This window comes from Clostridium pacaense (assembly GCF_020709765.2).
Classification (GTDB): Bacteria; Bacillota; Clostridia; order Lachnospirales; family Lachnospiraceae; genus Enterocloster; species Enterocloster hominis.
In genome coordinates this window covers 1-16,507 of record NZ_JAJFEB020000010.1, presented here as the reverse complement: position 1 = coordinate 16,507, position 16,507 = coordinate 1, and the positions used below count along the sequence as shown (strand labels likewise).

At 49.5% G+C, this 16,507-nt stretch carries 12 protein-coding genes; 8 read left to right on the top strand and 4 right to left on the bottom strand.

Annotated elements, in window-relative coordinates; translation table 11 throughout:
* The first annotated feature begins 22 nt into the window (after positions 1-22).
* The 3 genes from LK536_RS46250 (at position 23) to LK536_RS46240 (ending at position 3,903) form a co-directional block, all read left to right on the top strand.
* Positions 23-1,537 carry a LysM peptidoglycan-binding domain-containing protein gene (locus LK536_RS46250; protein WP_227795720.1) on the top strand — a complete coding sequence of 505 codons (1,515 nt, stop codon included), beginning with the start codon at positions 23-25 and terminating at the stop codon, positions 1,535-1,537.
* 97 nt (positions 1,538-1,634) lie between these two features.
* The gene (locus tag LK536_RS46245) at positions 1,635-2,924 is read left to right on the top strand and encodes a DUF5711 family protein (protein ID WP_025485259.1); all 1,290 of its coding nucleotides are present in this window, start codon (positions 1,635-1,637) and stop codon (positions 2,922-2,924) included.
* A gap of 34 nt (positions 2,925-2,958) precedes the next feature.
* Complete coding sequence (locus LK536_RS46240) at positions 2,959-3,903, top strand: ROK family glucokinase (RefSeq protein WP_008720255.1); 945 nt, start codon at positions 2,959-2,961, stop codon at positions 3,901-3,903.
* A gap of 146 nt (positions 3,904-4,049) precedes the next feature.
* Here the strand turns inward: LK536_RS46240 and LK536_RS46235 are convergent, their stop codons facing one another.
* The 4 genes from LK536_RS46235 to LK536_RS46220 form a co-directional block, all read right to left on the bottom strand.
* Complete coding sequence (locus tag LK536_RS46235; RefSeq protein WP_227795721.1) at positions 4,050-5,090, bottom strand: hypothetical protein; 1,041 nt, start codon at positions 5,088-5,090, stop codon at positions 4,050-4,052.
* A 100-nt stretch (positions 5,091-5,190) separates the two neighbouring features.
* Complete coding sequence (locus LK536_RS46230) at positions 5,191-6,597, bottom strand: sensor histidine kinase (protein ID WP_008720253.1); 1,407 nt, start codon at positions 6,595-6,597, stop codon at positions 5,191-5,193.
* Between the two features lie 4 nt (positions 6,598-6,601).
* Positions 6,602-7,309 (bottom strand): response regulator, encoded by a 708-nt coding sequence (locus LK536_RS46225; RefSeq protein ID WP_008720252.1) that lies wholly within the window; start codon positions 7,307-7,309, stop codon positions 6,602-6,604.
* A gap of 45 nt (positions 7,310-7,354) precedes the next feature.
* Positions 7,355-9,886, bottom strand: coding sequence for an endonuclease MutS2 (locus LK536_RS46220; RefSeq protein WP_227795722.1), 2,532 nt, complete (start codon positions 9,884-9,886; stop codon positions 7,355-7,357).
* 190 nt (positions 9,887-10,076) lie between these two features.
* On the opposite strand from LK536_RS46220, the gene LK536_RS46215 reads away from it, so the two are divergent.
* From LK536_RS46215 to LK536_RS46195, 5 genes are all read left to right on the top strand, one after another.
* On the top strand, positions 10,077-11,420 hold the full coding sequence (locus LK536_RS46215) for a S1C family serine protease (protein ID WP_008720250.1): 1,344 nt from the start codon (positions 10,077-10,079) through the stop codon (positions 11,418-11,420).
* A gap of 91 nt (positions 11,421-11,511) precedes the next feature.
* Positions 11,512-12,471 carry a 3'-5' exoribonuclease YhaM family protein gene (locus LK536_RS46210; protein ID WP_008720249.1) on the top strand — a complete coding sequence of 320 codons (960 nt, stop codon included), beginning with the start codon at positions 11,512-11,514 and terminating at the stop codon, positions 12,469-12,471.
* A 338-nt stretch (positions 12,472-12,809) separates the two neighbouring features.
* The gene (gene rlmD / locus LK536_RS46205; RefSeq protein WP_227795723.1) at positions 12,810-14,255 is read left to right on the top strand and encodes a 23S rRNA (uracil(1939)-C(5))-methyltransferase RlmD; all 1,446 of its coding nucleotides are present in this window, start codon (positions 12,810-12,812) and stop codon (positions 14,253-14,255) included.
* Positions 14,256-14,338: 83 nt separating this feature from the next.
* Positions 14,339-14,668: a DUF262 domain-containing protein gene (locus tag LK536_RS46200; RefSeq protein WP_227795737.1), complete on the top strand. Its 330-nt coding sequence runs from the start codon at positions 14,339-14,341 to the stop codon at positions 14,666-14,668.
* A 332-nt stretch (positions 14,669-15,000) separates the two neighbouring features.
* On the top strand, positions 15,001-16,023 hold the full coding sequence (locus tag LK536_RS46195; RefSeq protein WP_120054918.1) for a PDDEXK nuclease domain-containing protein: 1,023 nt from the start codon (positions 15,001-15,003) through the stop codon (positions 16,021-16,023).
* Positions 16,024-16,507: the final 484 nt, after the last annotated feature.

Genomic DNA, 16,507 nt, shown 5'->3' with positions numbered 1-16,507 from the left:
TTAAAGACAGCGGGGTGATTCTATGGGAGAATTATATGAACCCTTTCCAAAGCTGCCGAAAAATATTCGGCAGATTGGGGAACGGGACCAGGTTTTAAAATTATATTTAGAAGATTATGTAAATACGTACTTAAGACGCCTCCAGCCGGCCAAGGGGGCTGATCTGCGTGTGGGTCTGCTCCTTGGAAGCAGGGAGACCCATGAGGACACGCCCTATGTATTCGTGGATGGCGCCCTGGAAATGGATTCTGTTACCGCGGAAGGCGAAAAGGTGGTATTTTCCGAGGATGCCTGGAAAAAGGCATATCAGGATGTGGAGCAGATGTTCCCCAAACGCACGGTGCAGGGATGGTTCCTGTGCGGCGGTCCGGGCTGTACCTTAAGCCCGCTGACATATTGGAAACAGCATAGCCAGTACTTTACAGGCAAGAACCAGCTGATGTATCTCAACTGCGGCCTGGAAGGGGAAGAGGCAGTTTACATAACATCCTCAGATGGATTTTATAAGCTGAGGGGATACAGTGTCTACTATGAGCGCAACCAGATGATGCAGGATTATATGATCCTGCGCAAGGACGTGCCCAGGGCAGAGGCGGAGGTTGACGATAAAGTCATACGTGATTTTAAGCAGCGCATGGACGAGCGTAAAAATGAAGCCGGACGCCACAGAAGCACGGTGGGCGTCCTGTCCGGGATTTGCAGCGTACTTGCTGTCACGGTCCTGGCCGGCGGGGTCGCCATGTTCAACAACTATCAGAAAATGCATCAGATGGAAAGCGTCATCGCCTCCGTGATGCCGGAAGGAAGCGTAAAGCAGGGCCTCCTTGCATCCGCCGGAAAAGGTTCCGGTAAAACGGAAAATTCCTCCGGCAAAGGCTGGTCATCCGTGGACGAGCCGGACTATGTGATTGAAGAAGCAGCGGGCAAGGTTTATCCTACTACGGCACCGGCAGCTGAAAATAATAAAGAACAATCCTCCCCGGTAACGCCGGAAACCATGCCGCCTGCTGAGAGCAGCGCGCGTCATGAGGGCGAAGGGGAGGCAGCTGCGGCAGGCCAGACGGGGCAGTCAGCGGGCCAGACGGGGCAGTCAGCGGGCCAGGCAGGGCAGTCAGCAGGCCAGGCAGGGCAGTCAGCAGGCCAATCCACAACACAGGCCAGCCAGCCCACGGGCCAGACAACCGCCCCGTCCGAAGCCCAGACAACGGCCTCATCCGAAGCCCAGACAACGGCCCCGTCCAAAGCCCAGACTGCCTCGTCACCCACTGGTGAAGGGACCGCCAAGGCATCTAGGGAAACAGCCTCATCGTCCAAGGAAGAGACAGCGCCCCCAGCCACCGGCGCCCGCGCAGATGCGTCAGCGGAGACTGTTTCGGCGGTTAACTACAGCGTTTATACGGTGGAAGACGGCGAGACATTGTATGGCATCTGTTTTAAGCTGTATCATAACCTGAAGCATATTGATGAAATCTGCCGGGTCAATGCACTGACAGACGAGAACAGCATCTTCGCAGGACAGAAGCTCCTTGTACCGTAGAAGAAAGTCCGGCTTCCGGAAAAAATTAATGCGTTTTACCCAGAATTGTTGTATACTATTGCATAGATGCAAAAGAGGATTGTTGGGAGAACGTAAGATGGGCAGTACCAATTCAATGAGCCGTGAAAATAAAAAGAAGCAGCTGAAGCGTCAGATTGTCCCTTCGAATAACCAGTATCAGGAGGAAGAAGACAGCCGGGATATTGTCCATAAAGCCCATAAGCGGGTGGTGAGGAAGCGGCTGACCATATTTCTGGTACTGGTTATTCTTGCGGCTGTGGTGGCCTTAGTGCTGCTCAGGTATGACCGTTATCACCAGTTTACGGATTATCAGGTCATATGGGAGAAAAATCTGATCAGTGAAGCCCAGGAGGCAGCTGTCCAGGGGGAGGGAAGCTTCTGCGGGTATATGGATTTTGGGGACGGTGTGCTTAAGTACACCAAGGACGGGGCCTCTTATCTGGATGCCCAGGGAAAGGTGGTCTGGGTACAGAGCTATGAGATGAAGACGCCCATGGTTTCCATTAACGGCGAGTACGCTGCAATCGGGGACCAGCAGGGCAACAGCATTTACATATGTAATAAGGGCGGACCCGTGGGAAAGGCCACCACGCTCCTGCCGATCCTGCGTGTGACGGTGTCGGCCAAGGGTATGGTAGCCGCTTTGCAGGAGGACTCCAAGGCCAGTTACATTTACTTTTATAAAAAGGATGGAAGCGCCCTTGATATCAATGTAAAGTCCCTGCTTTCCGGGGACGGGTATCCGGTGGACTTAAGCCTGTCCCCCAATGGTACCCAGTTAATTACCTCCTACATGTATCTGGACCAGGGAATCATCAAGTGCAAGATTGTTTTCTACAATTTCGGACTGGGTAAAAATGACCCCAGGAGGGTGGTGGGGATTTTCTTCCCCCAGGACCTGAATGATGCCATGGCGGGAAGGGTCAGGTTCCTGGATGAAAGCCATGCCGCTATATTTACGGATAAGGGCATCCAGCTTTTCTCCACCAGGGTGGAAACTTCGCCGGAGTCCGTGAACCAGATTCCCATAACCGAGGAAATCCGCAGCATTGCGTATACAGAAGACCATATAGGTCTTGTGACGGATAATGTGGAAGGGCAGGACCCATACAGCCTGAAGATATATGACAAAGAAGGCGCCCTTGTGTTTGAGAGGACGTTTAATTACCAGTACACTGGATTTGATATAGACGGAGGCCTGGTGTTATTGTATAATGATAGTTCCTGTAAGGTATTTAATATGACAGGGACGGAGAAATATAATGGGACATTCGATTTCACGGTCAATAAGGTTTCGGCAGGCAGGTTCCCTGGAACACTTCTTGTGATGGGACCGCAGATGATGATGGAAATCAAGCTGCAATAGCAGTATAAATATGAATGGAAAGGAAGTATATACCATGGGGATGAAATGTATCGGAGTTGACGTTGGAGGCACATCTGTAAAGATTGGGCTGTTTGAAGTGACCGGAGAACTGCTTGACAAGTGGGAAGTAAAAACCCGTAAGGAAGAAGGCGGCAGCCATATCCTGCCGGATGTGGCGGACTCCATCAGGGAGAAGATGGCGGCAAAGGGCCTTGACCTTAAAAAGGACCTGGCAGGTGTCGGTTTAGGTGTGCCGGGACCGGTGCTTCCCGACGGATACGTGGAGGTATGTGTCAACCTGGGATGGCATGGCCTGAATCCCCAGGTGGAACTTAGCCGTCTGCTGGACGGGATTCCTGTGAAGAGCGGCAATGACGCCAATGTGGCTGCCCTTGGAGAGATGTGGCAGGGCGGAGGCAAGGGCTATAAAGACCTGGTAATGGTGACCCTGGGAACCGGCGTTGGCGGCGGTGTGATCATGGATGAGAAAATCGTTGCAGGAAGACACGGACTGGGCGGGGAGATTGGCCATATCCACGTGCGCGACGAGGAGTGGGAGCACTGCAACTGCGGCGGAGTGGGATGTGTGGAGCAAATCTGTTCCGCTACCGGTATTGCCAGGGAGGCAAGGAGGAAGATGGCTGCCAGTGATAAGCCGTCTGCCCTGAGGCAATACGGTGAGTCGGTGACAGCGAAGAACGTGCTGGACGCTGCCAAGGACGGGGATGAACTGGCCCTGGAGGTAATGGACGTGGTGGGACGCTACCTGGGTCTGGCCCTGTCCATGGTGGTCATGACCGTGGATCCGGAGATATTTGTGATTGGCGGCGGAGTTTCCAAGGCAGGACAGTTCCTGATTGACGTTGTACAGAAGCACTATGACCATTTTACCCCCATTTCCAAATATAAAGCCAAGCTGGGCCTGGCGACACTGGGCAATGATGCCGGAATCTATGGGGCGGCCAGGCTGTTGCTGTAGGGAAGGCTGCCTCTGTTAAAGGATAATCATAAAAGCTCTGTCATTGGCTGGTAATCAGTAAATACCAGTTGATGACAGAGCTTTTTAATAATTATACATAAATACCGTTGATGCCAGACAGTCCCGATGACTAATGCAGCCTGTGCTTATGCTCCGGGCACCCATGCTCCGGATGCATCCACCCAGCAGTTATCAGGTGTCCGCGTATTGGCGTACATGGCGCCGGTGGCAGGATCAAGATAATAGGACTTGCCGTCAAGCTCAATCCATCCGGTTGCCATATATCCCTCGGCGTCAAAGTAGTACCACTGGCCGTTGATATCCTTCCAGGCTGAGGTGGGGCAGGAGCCGTCAGCATTGCGCCACCACCATCTGATGCCGTCAGCCGCCAGCTGCCAGCTGCCGCCGTCAGGAACCGAAGCCTGAGGGGTATTGCCCATGGCGATGATGTCAGCTTCATTGACCGCCCAGGAACCGGATGTGGTCCAACTGCTCTTGGCGCTGTTGCTGGATTTGACCGAGCGCACCTTGAAGCGGTAGGTTCCGGGAGTTGTAATCTGGTCCGCAAAGTTATAGGAAGTATCGTAGATATCCTTAATGTCACCTGTGGCAGAGTCATCCTTTACCAGCTGGACCTGATAGTACTTGGAAGACGAAACCGGATTCCAGGACCCGATTCCGTTGCGGGCGTCATCCCAGTTAAGACCGGACGGCGCTGTTGCCGAACTGGTGTCCGCATCCTTGTCAAATACAAGCTGGATGGTCAGGATAAGGGTTGAATTGCTGTCCTTGCGCTTTGCGTCCACGAACTTAATCTTGTCAAAACGGTATTTGCTGGAGGAACCAAGGGTCAGCTTGAAGCTGCTGGACGAAGTGCTTGCAAAATAATATTCCTCTTCATCCTCCACACCAAGGATGATATCAACCTCAGGCGGATTGGACCTGGACCAGGAATCCCCGTCATCATTGGTCACTTCCCAGGAGTCTACATAGTAGCGGTCCGTATTATCTCCGGTGGGGGTTACCTCAACGTCCCCTCCTTCCCGTCCGGTCCGTATATCGGAGTCAATGGTAAGGCTGATCTTGCCGACCTTTGTTTTGCTTGCCGCCATGGCCATTGGTGCCATTGATGAGGAAAGCAGGGATGCAATCAGGAGCGCGCTGGCTGCTTTTTTCCATGTAATCATATCTTTCCTGTCCTTTCTTTTTATTAAATACTTCTTATTCCTAATACATATTCCTAATTATAACTATAGCACAATATGGAAGGAAATGTCTTACGATATTTTAAAGGTTTGTGGAACGGGGAAGGGAGAAAATGAATTCCGTCCCAACGCCTTCCGTACTGACCACATCGATATTCTCCCCATGGGACTGGACGATTTCTTTTACAATGGAAAGGCCAAGCCCGGTCCCCTTTTTATCCTTGCCCCTGGAAAGGTCTGTCTTATAAAAACGTTCCCAGATTTTTTTCTGGCTGTCTTTGGGAATCCCGATTCCCGTATCCTTGACTGAGACAAATATCTTCTCATACCGTCCCGATGCCTGGATGTAGATGGTGGAGTTGTGGTGGCTGAACTTGATGGCATTATCAATCAGGTTGTACAGGACCTGCTGGATTTTGCCAAGGTCCGCGTAAACCATCTGGATGCTGTCTGAGAATGTCAGGTCAAAGCTGATGTTCTTGGCATCACATGTGCCTTCAAAGGAAGCAGCCGTGTCCTTGATGACCCGGTTGATATCAAAATTCGTCCTGGACAGGTATCCCTTGGCGTCCAGGGAGTTGAGGGTGAGCATGCTTTCCGTCAGTTTGTGGAGCCGCTTTGTCTCGGAGATGACCCTGGACAGGTATTTTTCGTACATATCCTCAGGTATGGTGCCGTCCAGGATGGCTTCCAGATATCCCTTGATGGAGGTCAGGGGCGACCGGAAATCGTGGGATACATTGGCGATGAAGTTTTTTTGATACTCCTCCATCTTGTTCAGCTCGTCCGACATATAGTTCAGCGTATCGGCCAGGTAACCCACCTCGTCGTGGGTTTTAACATTAATCCTGTACTCCAGGTTGCCGGCTGCGTATTCGTTGGCTCCAACGGTAATCTTGCGCAGGGGCAGGTAAACGGTCTGGGTAAATACCAGGAGGATGATTAACGAGAGGGCAAATACAATGGCGGACGTGATATAAAGTATGTTCAGGATATCATTCTGGGACTGGGTGATCTGGCTTAATGGAAGATGGATCAGAACATAGCCGTAGGTATTGTAATTCCCGGTAATGGGTGCGGAAACGCTGAGGACATTTTCATTAAACATCCCGTAAAACCTGCCTGTGGTATAGGAACGGTTCCCCATGGCCGCAGGATCGAAATTGCTGATGTCTGTCTGGACCCTTGATCCGCCCTGGCTGTCCATGACAATGGTGCCCTGGCGGTTGACCACCCATATCTCAGCCCTCAGGTACTTGGAAAGGGCACGTATCTGGGAGGTGACCTCCTCGGAATCCATGCGTTTGCCCTGGTACATGGTGCTGCAGGAGGATGCTATGATATTGGCTTCATCGTACATGGCATCCGCCTGGTATCTGACCAGATAGTCACGGGTCATTTTCGAGGAAAATGTGGCAATGGTGATGAAACCCAGAAGTCCAAATATCAGGTATCCCAGTATGAATTTGGAATATAAGGAACGGGTCATCATCTTACCTCTTTACTTCGAATTTGTAGCCAATCCCCCATACTGTGGTGATGGCCCAGTTGGTGTGGTCTTTAATCTTTTCACGGAGACGTTTGATATGTACGTCCACGGTGCGGGTATCGCCGATGTACTCATAGCCCCAGATATGGTCTAAAAGCTGTTCCCTGGTGAATACCTGGTTGGGGGAAGATGCCAGGAAATAAAGGAGTTCCAGTTCCTTTGGCGGCATTTCCACGGAGTGTCCGTTGTAGATGACCGAATAATTGGTCAGGTTTACGATTAAATCAGGATATTCCACGTACTCACCCTGCTGTGTGCTGGATGGCGCGGGTGCGGGCGCTGCCTGGTAGCGGCGCAGCACTGCCTTTACGCGGGCAACCAGCTCCTTGGAGTCAAAGGGCTTGATCATATAGTCGTCAGCGCCCAGTTCCAGGCCAAGGACCTTATCGAATATCTCGCCCTTGGCTGAAAGCATGATGACGGGTACCTGGGAGCCGGAGCGCAGTTCCCGGCAGACCTGATATCCATCCATGCCGGGCAGCATCAGGTCTAAGAGTACCAGGTTGGGCTTGAACTCAGGGAATACCCTGAGCGCTTCCTCGCCGTCGCCTACAATCATTGTTTCATAACACTCTTTCATCAGGTAGAGGGAGATTAATTCTGCAATATTTGCATCATCATCCACTATCAGGATTCTCTGCTTCTCTGCCATGTTCCATTCCTCCTATAGCTGTTGTTAGTCTGTGTGGGCCGGTAATTATTTGAACGTGACAACGGTCACACCTGAATCGCCTTCGCCAAACTGGCCCAGGCGGAATTCCTTTACGTATTTTAACTGGCGCAGACGTTTGTGCACCGCGTTCTTAAGGGCGCCGGTACCCCGTCCGTGAACCACCCGCACACTTGGCAGATGGGCCAGATAGGCGTCATCCAGGTACTTTTCCATCACGGGAAGGGCCTCGTCCACGGTCATCCCAATCAGGTTCACCTCGGTTGAGATGGTGGCGGATTTGGAGACCTTGATCTGGCTGCTGCCGCTGCCCTTGCCTTTGGCAGGGGACTTGCCTCCGTAGCTGATGGAGGAGCCGTCGCCTAAGGTGGCGTTTATGTCTTTCTCATTCAGAAGTTCCAGGTCCCGTATGTTTACCAGGGACCGGAGGATACCCATCTGGACGTAGAGGTCGCCTTTTGCATTGGGCAGGGTGCTGACCGTGCCCTTTAAGTTCATGGACAATACCTTCACGCCGTCGCCAATCTTTAACTTCTTCGGGGAGATGGGCTGGCTTGGCCCCTTGGCCTTTACCGCCAGTTTATCGTCCGTCTTCTTGAGCTGGTCCCGCAGCCTGGAGCGCTGTTCTTCCAGTTCCTTGTTGATGCCTGCGCCTGCCGTCAGTTTATTAATCTGCTTGATGGTCTGGTCCGCTGTCTCCTTGGCTTCCCTGAGAATCCTCTGGGCTTCCTCGGTGGCGTTGCGGATGACCTTGTCCTTGCGCTCATCCAGCCGTTCTTCTTTCTGGGTAAGCCTGGATTTAAGCTTGGCAATCTCATCTTTATAGGCATTGATTTCAGCCTGTTCCTTTTCAATGGTAAGGCGGCTTGATTCCAGGCTGGTCAGCAGGTCCTCAAAGGACACGTCCTTGGCTTCCAGATGGTTCCTGGCTTCATCGATGATATAGTCGGGAAGCCCCAGCTTGCTGGAAATGGCAAAGGCGTTGCTCTTGCCGGGAACACCGATTAACAGCCGGTAGGTGGGCTGCAGCGTCTCCACGCTGAATTCACAGCATGCATTCTCCACACCGGGCGTGGTCAGTGCAAATACCTTCAGCTCGCTGTAGTGGGTGGTGGCCATGGTGCGGCACTTCATGTTGTGCAGGAAGGTAAGGATGGCGATGGCCAGGGCCGCGCCTTCCGTGGGGTCTGTCCCGGCTCCCAGCTCATCAAACAGACAGAGGGAACGGGGATCCGCTTCATTTAAAATATGGACCGTGTTGGTCATATGGGCGGAGAAGGTGCTGAGGCTCTGCTCAATGCTCTGCTCATCGCCGATATCTGCAAATACCTCGTCAAATACCGCCAGCTCCGAGCCTTCCCAGGCCGGGATATGAAGACCTGCCTGGCCCATGAGGGTGAAGAGTCCCACTGTTTTCAGGGATACGGTCTTGCCGCCCGTATTGGGGCCTGTCACAATCAGCAGGTCGAAGTCCCTGCCCAGCCATATGTTGATGGGCACCGCTGTCTGCGGGTTTAGGAGGGGATGGCGTCCGTCCTTGATGTGGATATATCCCCTGTCATTGAACACAGGCGCGCTGCACTTGTAATGGCGTGCCAGCCCGGCTTTTGCAAAGATAAAATCCAGCTGCGCCAGCAGTTCCTGGTTCATCCGGAGTTCCCCGCAGTAAGGGGCCGCCTGGTTGCTCAGGGACGCAAGGACAGCCTCGATTTCCTTTTGCTCCTGGATTTCCAGTTCGCGTATCTCGTTGTTCAGCTTTACAATAGCCATGGGTTCTATGAACAGGGTGGAGCCGGTAGAGGACTGGTCATGGACCATGCCGGACACCTGGTTTTTGTATTCTGACTTGACAGGAAGGCAGTAACGCCCGTCCCTCATGGTGATGACCGCGTCCTGGAGATAGGAACGGTTAGAATTGAGAATGGAATTCAGCTGCGTATGGATACGGTCCGCAGCCACCTTCATGGAACGCCGCACATGGGATAATCCCGGGCTGGCGTCATCGGCAATCTCATCTTCGGAGAGGATACAGCGCTTAATCTCGTTGTTTAACGGGGTTAAAGGCTCAAGACCGGCAAATAGTGGCTCCAGGGAGTCGTAATCATCCTCCGGGGCATTGCTGTCCGGGGCACCGGCGCCGGTGTTCCTGCCGGCTGTGTTCCTGCTGCCGGCGCCATCCTTGCCGCCTGTTGTGTTTCTGTTGGCGGCACCACTCCTTGTATCCTGTTCGGCTTCATGTCTGCCATATGCCTTAGCCCTGGCAGCGGCTGTAAGGTTGGAACTGATGGCAAGCAGTTCATGGATGCCAAGGGAGCTTCCAATCTCCAGACGTTTTAAAGAATCCCCGATATCCCTTACGCCGGAAAATGACGTGGAACCCTTGAAACGGATTCTTGTCACCGCATCCGTGGTCTGGGCCTGCCATGTGCGGATTTCCTCAAGGTCAGAGGAAGGGGTAAGGCTGCGGCACAGCTCCTTGCCCAGCGGGGACGCCGCATATTCAGTTAACTGGTTGATTATCTTATCGTATTCTAACGTTTTTAATGCTTTCTGATTCATTGATTTCACCTATGATTTACGTATAAATGCTGGATTAATAAGGGCCTTTTTCCAAAAGGCGACATTTAAATTATACCATAAAAAATGATATTTACTATCTTTTTTACTATCTTTTCATATATAAAATCTTGCATAATAACTGGAAGAAACGTATAATAGAGAATAAGATTCTTCGCAAGGGAGGAGTACCATGGCGGATAAACGTGCAGATCAGCATCCGAATAAGAACCAGCAGGACCGTGAGCCGGACAAGTCCCACCGGTTCATCAACGAGAAAATCGTCCGTCAGCCCATGTCCCGGCGCCAGATTGCCAGGAAGATCCTTCTGACTGTTTTTTGTGCCATGCTGTTTGGGGTGCTGTCAGCCGTCTGCTTTGTGGTCAGCCGCCCGGTGGCGGAGCGTTTCCTGGGACAGGAGACGCCTGAGGAGAGCAGCCAGATTACCATTCCCAAGGACAACCCTGAGACTACCCAGGCTACCGTGTCACAGGTACCGTCCACAGAGGTTCCCGCCCAGACGGAACCGGTGGATGTACTGGTCCGCAGTGCAATCGAGAAGTACAACTATTCCGTAGACGATCTGAATAAATTATATAGTAACCTGCGTACCATTGCGGTGGATGCAGATGACAGCCTTGTGGTAGTCCATTCCATACAGCATGAAAAGGACTGGTTTGACAACCCCATTGAGACATCCGGACAGTTTTCCGGCATCATCATTGCCAGGACACGCTCTGAAATCCTGATACTGACGCCGGAGAAAGCGGTTGAAGCCGCGGACTCCATTGAGGTAGCGTTCCCGGACAGCACCATGATGTCCGGAACCGTGAAACAGAGCGATACCATTACAGGGCTGGCCGTGGTAAGCGTGGATGCGGCCAAGATGGACAGCGAACAGTTCAAGAAGGTGGAAGCAATTGAACTGGGGAATTCCTATGGGGTGAAGCAGGGGGACATCGTGATTGCGGTGGGCGCTCCGGCGGGAATCGTACACTCCAGCGATTACGGCAACATTTCCTATGTCGTGCGCAATGTGCAGACCGTGGACGGCAATTCCAGGATTTTCTATACGGATGCCAACGGGGACGCTGGCGCGGGAACATTTTTACTGAATATCTCAGGAGAACTGGTTGGCTGGGTCACGGACAAATATGACGAGGACGGGGTCTGCAAGATGACCACGGTGGTGGCCATATCAGACTACAAGGGAATCCTTGAGCGGCTGAGCAACGGAATCCCGGCCCCGTATTTTGGGATTAAGGGGCAGGAAGTGAGCCAGGCCATGGAAGAAAGCGGCATGCCTCACGGCATATATGTTACTGCTACCGTCACGGACGGGCCAGCTTACAACGCGGGCATACAGGCAGGGGACATCATTACCTGGATGAACGGGGAACAGGTGGGGAACATGAAGGATTTCCAGAACCTGGTAGAAAAACTCCATTCCGGGGATAAAATCAAGGTGGCGGTCCTGCGCAGCGGGAAAGATGAGTACAAAGAAATTGAGTTTTCGGTAACAATCGGAGCCAGGTAGTTTTTAACGCCTGGCTGCGTTATTGTAATGAGCACCATAAACAGAATAAGGGTTTATGGGCCAACATATTAGAAAGATGAGGAAGTAAAGGATGAAATACATCGACACCTTCAGGGAAGGCATGCACATTGCGGATGTGTACCTGTGCAAAAACAAGCAGATTGCGATGACCAAGAATGGAAAGGAATATGGCAATCTGGTGCTTCAGGACAAGACAGGAACCATTGACGCCAAGATATGGGATTTGGGTTCACCTGGCGTAGGTGATTTTGAGACCATGGATTATGTGCATGTGGAAGCGGACATCACGTTGTTCCAGAATTCCAACCAGATGAATATCCGCCGCATACGCAGGGCGCAGGAAGGTGAATACGTGGAGGCGGACTATCTGCCGGTATCCAAGAAGGATATTAAGGAAATGTACGGGGAGCTGCTTCACTGCATAGAGACCGTGAAGAATCCATATCTTCAGAAGCTGTTAAGCATTTACTTTGTGGACAGTCCGGCATTTGCAAAGGCATTCCAGTTCCACTCCGCTGCCAAGAGCGTCCATCACGGTTTTGTGGGCGGGCTTCTGGAGCATACGCTGAGTGTCACGAAGATGTGTGATTACTATTCATCCTGTTATCCGCAGCTTAACAGGGATCTGCTGCTGACAGCGGCCATTTTCCATGATATAGGCAAGACCAAGGAACTGTCACGTTTCCCGGAGAATGACTATACGGATGACGGCCAGCTTCTAGGGCATATCATAATCGGCACGGAGATGGTGAGCAAAGGCATACGCGCCATTCCGGGATTCCCGGAGGTGCTGGCCGTGGAACTGAAACACTGTATCCTGGCCCATCACGGGGAGCTGGAGTACGGTTCGCCCAAGAAACCGGCGCTGTTGGAAGCCCTGGCACTGAACTTTGCCGACAATACGGATGCAAAGATGGAAACCATGATTGAAGCGCTGAACGCCGGTAATCCGGGTTCTGATAATAAGGGGTGGCTGGGGTATAACCGGCTGCTGGAGACCAATATCAGGAAGACTTCGGAATCCGTGTGATGGATTCTGAGGGATTAGGAGAGGGTTAAAAAGCGCGGTTTGGTGGGGCTGGCTGGGTGATGATTGCGGGATGGATCGCGGAATGAAATGTGGAATGATTTATAAAGGCTGAAAACTTATGGGGCAGATGGTATGGACGGAAGGATATATCGGTGCGCGGAGGGTTTTCAGCTTTTTTTGATGTTGGGGTGCGGGGGCGATGGGGAATTGTGGGTGGTGTGGTTGGTGTGGGTGGTGGGTAGTGTAGGGACTGCGAGGAGTATAGGGAGTGTAGATGATGTAGAGGTTATGAGTGGTATAGGAATTTCGAATAATAGTTGGGAATGGAGAATTTGAAAATGGAAAAAAATCAGGAATTTACTGTGACAATAGAAGACATGAATGAGGATGGAGCCGGCGTGGGCAAGCTTGATGGTTACATCTGGTTTATTAAGGATACGGTCATTGGCGATGTGGTGCGGGCAAAAGCCATGAAAATGAAGAAATCCTATGGGTTTGCACGGCTTATGGAAGTGCTGGAGCCTTCCGCCGGCCGTGTGGAGCCACCCTGTCCGGTGTCCCGCCAGTGCGGGGGCTGCCAGCTTCAGGCCATGAGCTACGAAGAGCAGCTGCGGTTTAAGGAGAATAAGGTGCTGAATAACCTGATGCGGATAGGGAAGTTCAAACGGGATGAGATTAAAATGCTTCCGATTATGGGAATGGAGAATCCCTGGAGGTACCGCAATAAGGCCCAGTTCCCATTTGGAAGGAATAAGGATGGGGAGATTATTGCAGGATTTTATGCCGGAAGGACCCATGATATTATCGGGAATGACGACTGCCTTCTGGGTGTGGAAGAAAACCAGGAGATACTGGGAATCATAAAAGGATTTATGAAGGAAAATGGACTGGAGCCTTATGACGAGAATGCACATAAAGGGATTGTGAGGCATGTGCTGATCCGGAAAGGGTTTAAGACCGGGGAACTGATGGTGTGCCTTGTGGTAAATGGGAGGACGCTGGGGGGAAGGCTGGAGGACGGTTTAAGGGACAGCCGGGCAGACAGCTTAGCGGATAACTCGGCAGACAGACTGGCGGGATGTTTAGTGGAAAAACTGTGCCAGGTTAAGGGGATGACCAGCATTTCTTATAGTGTAAATATGGAAAAGACAAATGTGATTATGGGAAAAGAGGTTGTTAATCTGTATGGTCCGGGATATATAACGGATTATATCGGGGATGTGCAGTATCAGATTTCCCCACTGTCTTTCTATCAGGTTAATCCGGTGCAGACTGAGAAGTTATATGGGACGGCCCTTGAATATGCGGACTTAAGCGGCAATGAGACGGTTTGGGATTTATATTGCGGGATAGGGACGATTTCCCTGTTCTTAGCGCAGAAGGCTAAAAAAGTGTATGGAGTGGAAATTATACCCCAGGCCATTGAGGACGCCCGCAGGAATGCGGCGCTTAATGGAATGGATAATGTGGAATTCTTTGTTGGGAAGGCAGAGGAAGTGCTGCCTGAACAGTATGAAAAGAACCAGATACACGCGGATGTGATTGTGGTAGACCCGCCCAGGAAAGGCTGTGACACGGTCTGTCTGGATACAATCCTTAAGATGCGGCCGGAGAAGGTTGTGTATGTAAGCTGTGATTCCGCTACGCTGGCCCGGGACTTAAGGTATCTGGCGGATGGGGGATATGTGGTTGGGAAAGTTAGGGCGTGCGATATGTTTCCTGGGACGGTGCATGTGGAAACCGTAATAATGATGCGGAATTGTGGTTTACAAGATAAAAATTAAATTTGGTGTATAACTTTTTATAATAGTCATCCACTTAGTGTTAAAAAGCGTATCTAAGTTAATTTACAGATAGGCTATTCCGGATTCCAGATTACCAGCGTGGCTATGCATGGGAAATTAAAGAAGTAAAAGAATTTTGGAATGATTTAAATGGATTGACTAATAATAAAAATCATTATGTAGGTGTTTTGACTTTGGAACCAGTTGCCGGGGCTGAGTACAAAAAATGGATTGATGATATTCGGCTGATTGACTCGAAAAGTTATCGACCGTATTATGTGGTTGATGGACAACAACGGTTAGCAGTCTTTCGACCATTGAAGAAATCGAAAAAGGACTGGAGTAATTGTGCCACGGTTTGTGGCACAATTAGAATCCAATTGTTCTATATCAGTAAATTATTTTTAGAGTGATGCTGCATTCAAATACTTTAAATCTACAGTACACTTTAGCAAGTAGGATGTGAAATGATTTATGGGTAAAAAGAAGCCGCTGTTATACTTCCACTAAGGGGATATTATGCGTGCGGGCCATCATTATTCGGGCTTTAATGCTAATGATACTAAACAGTTTGATTGGCCAGAATTAAAAACAAAGATTTCGGGCCCTGCTGTAAGTGTAATTCCGGTTGTCATATATGCATAAAACAAATAATATTCTAATACCAAAAGTTATTTTAAAGTAAAATGGTATTCCAATAATAATATATTTGTCAGACGTTGTCAGACAAATTGGAGGGAAGTTTATGAATGATATAAAACTGACAACAAGTTCAATGCTTGAAAAACTGATTTTGGATATTGAAAAGACTGTAATAAATGCAAAGGAGAATCTTTCCTATTCTGTCAATCACACAATTACAGAAACTTACTGGACAATTGGAAAATACATTGTAGAGTCGGAACAGGATGGTAAAATCAGAGCAGCATATGGCAGCAAGATGCTGACCATGTTGTCACACGAATTGACATTGCGTCTGGGCAAAGGCTATAGTCGGCCGAATCTGAATAATATGAGAAAGTTTTATTTGTGCTACCCGATTTGTCAGACAGTGTCTGACAAATTGAGCTGGTCACATATATGTGAATTAATTAAGATTGATGACGAGTTAGAACGTAGTTTTTATGAAAAAGAGACAGTGAAAGAAAAATGGGATGTAAGAACTTTACGACGACAAATGGAATCTGCACTTTTTCTGCGTTTGGCAGTTAGTCGGGATAAAGAAGGTATTTTAGCATTGGCTCAGAATGGCGTTGAGATTCAAAGACCGGAAGATGTTATTAAAAGTACTTATACTCTTGAATTTTTAAATTTGCCAGAGTTGGCTCAATATTCGGAAGGTGATTTGGAAACACGTATTATTAATAATCTTCAGAAATTTTTGTTGGAGTTGGGGAAGGGATTTACTTTTGTTGGACGGCAGTATCCGCTCACAATTAATAATATAACATATCATTGTGACTTAGTATTTTATCATAGAATCTTGAAGTGTTTTGTATTGATTGACTTAAAGAAAAATTCCGTACAACATGAAGACATTGGACAAATGAATATGTATATGGGCTATTTTGCAATAGAGGAAAATATGCCGGATGACAACCCGCCAATTGGAATTATCCTTAGTAAAAATAAAGATGAGCTGCTTGTAGAATATGCCACATATGGGATGGACAGCAATTTGTTTGTGTCTAAATATGAATTATACCTGCCTAACAGAAAAGAGTTGGAAAGATTGGTAAATAGTATCTTAAGAGAACAATCCGAATAACTTAAAGCGTGAAACACGCTTGTTGATTCGCTTTCGAGTGGATTTGAGCTTATTTGAGGCACATAGGATGTTGATAGGGAAGATAGTATAAATCACGCTCAGGAGGAATTGTGCCTTGGCTCTTTCATTTTATAATAACTGCGGTTTTAAAGAATACCACAGAATAAAGATTTTTTATAGATAACTATGACCACCCGACACAGTGGGTTGATTTGGTTTATCTGAAAAAAAGCAATGAAACCGGCCGTGTTCAGGAATGTGTAATAAAGCGGATTAGCCATTATTACAAGTAGATGGAATAGCGCATAAAAGTAGTAATTAAGAGTATTTAAGATAAAACTTCATCTGGATAAACAATGTTCATGTACGATATTAATCAATAGATATGTCATTGGTTACCAAAGGGCAAAGGGGGTGTTGCAAAAGTAGATGAATAATCTACTGGAGCAGCAGCTCCTTTTCTGTACCAGAAAACAGAAAAGCG

Bases quoted from the DNA above. Each gene is read 5' to 3' on its own strand.
- LK536_RS46250 (WP_227795720.1), top strand. From the start codon at position 23: ATGGGAGAATTATATGAACCCTTTCCAAAGCTGCCGAAAAATATTCGG.
- LK536_RS46245 (WP_025485259.1), top strand. From the start codon at position 1,635: ATGGGCAGTACCAATTCAATGAGCCGTGAAAATAAAAAGAAGCAGCTG.
- LK536_RS46215 (WP_008720250.1), top strand. From the start codon at position 10,077: ATGGCGGATAAACGTGCAGATCAGCATCCGAATAAGAACCAGCAGGAC.
- LK536_RS46210 (WP_008720249.1), top strand. From the start codon at position 11,512: ATGAAATACATCGACACCTTCAGGGAAGGCATGCACATTGCGGATGTG.
- LK536_RS46235 (WP_227795721.1), bottom strand. From the start codon at position 5,090: ATGATTACATGGAAAAAAGCAGCCAGCGCGCTCCTGATTGCATCCCTG.
- LK536_RS46225 (WP_008720252.1), bottom strand. From the start codon at position 7,309: ATGGCAGAGAAGCAGAGAATCCTGATAGTGGATGATGATGCAAATATT.
- LK536_RS46230 (WP_008720253.1), bottom strand. From the start codon at position 6,597: ATGACCCGTTCCTTATATTCCAAATTCATACTGGGATACCTGATATTT.
- rlmD (WP_227795723.1), top strand. From the start codon at position 12,810: ATGGAAAAAAATCAGGAATTTACTGTGACAATAGAAGACATGAATGAG.
- LK536_RS46195 (WP_120054918.1), top strand. From the start codon at position 15,001: ATGAATGATATAAAACTGACAACAAGTTCAATGCTTGAAAAACTGATT.
- LK536_RS46240 (WP_008720255.1), top strand. From the start codon at position 2,959: ATGGGGATGAAATGTATCGGAGTTGACGTTGGAGGCACATCTGTAAAG.
- LK536_RS46220 (WP_227795722.1), bottom strand. From the start codon at position 9,886: ATGAATCAGAAAGCATTAAAAACGTTAGAATACGATAAGATAATCAAC.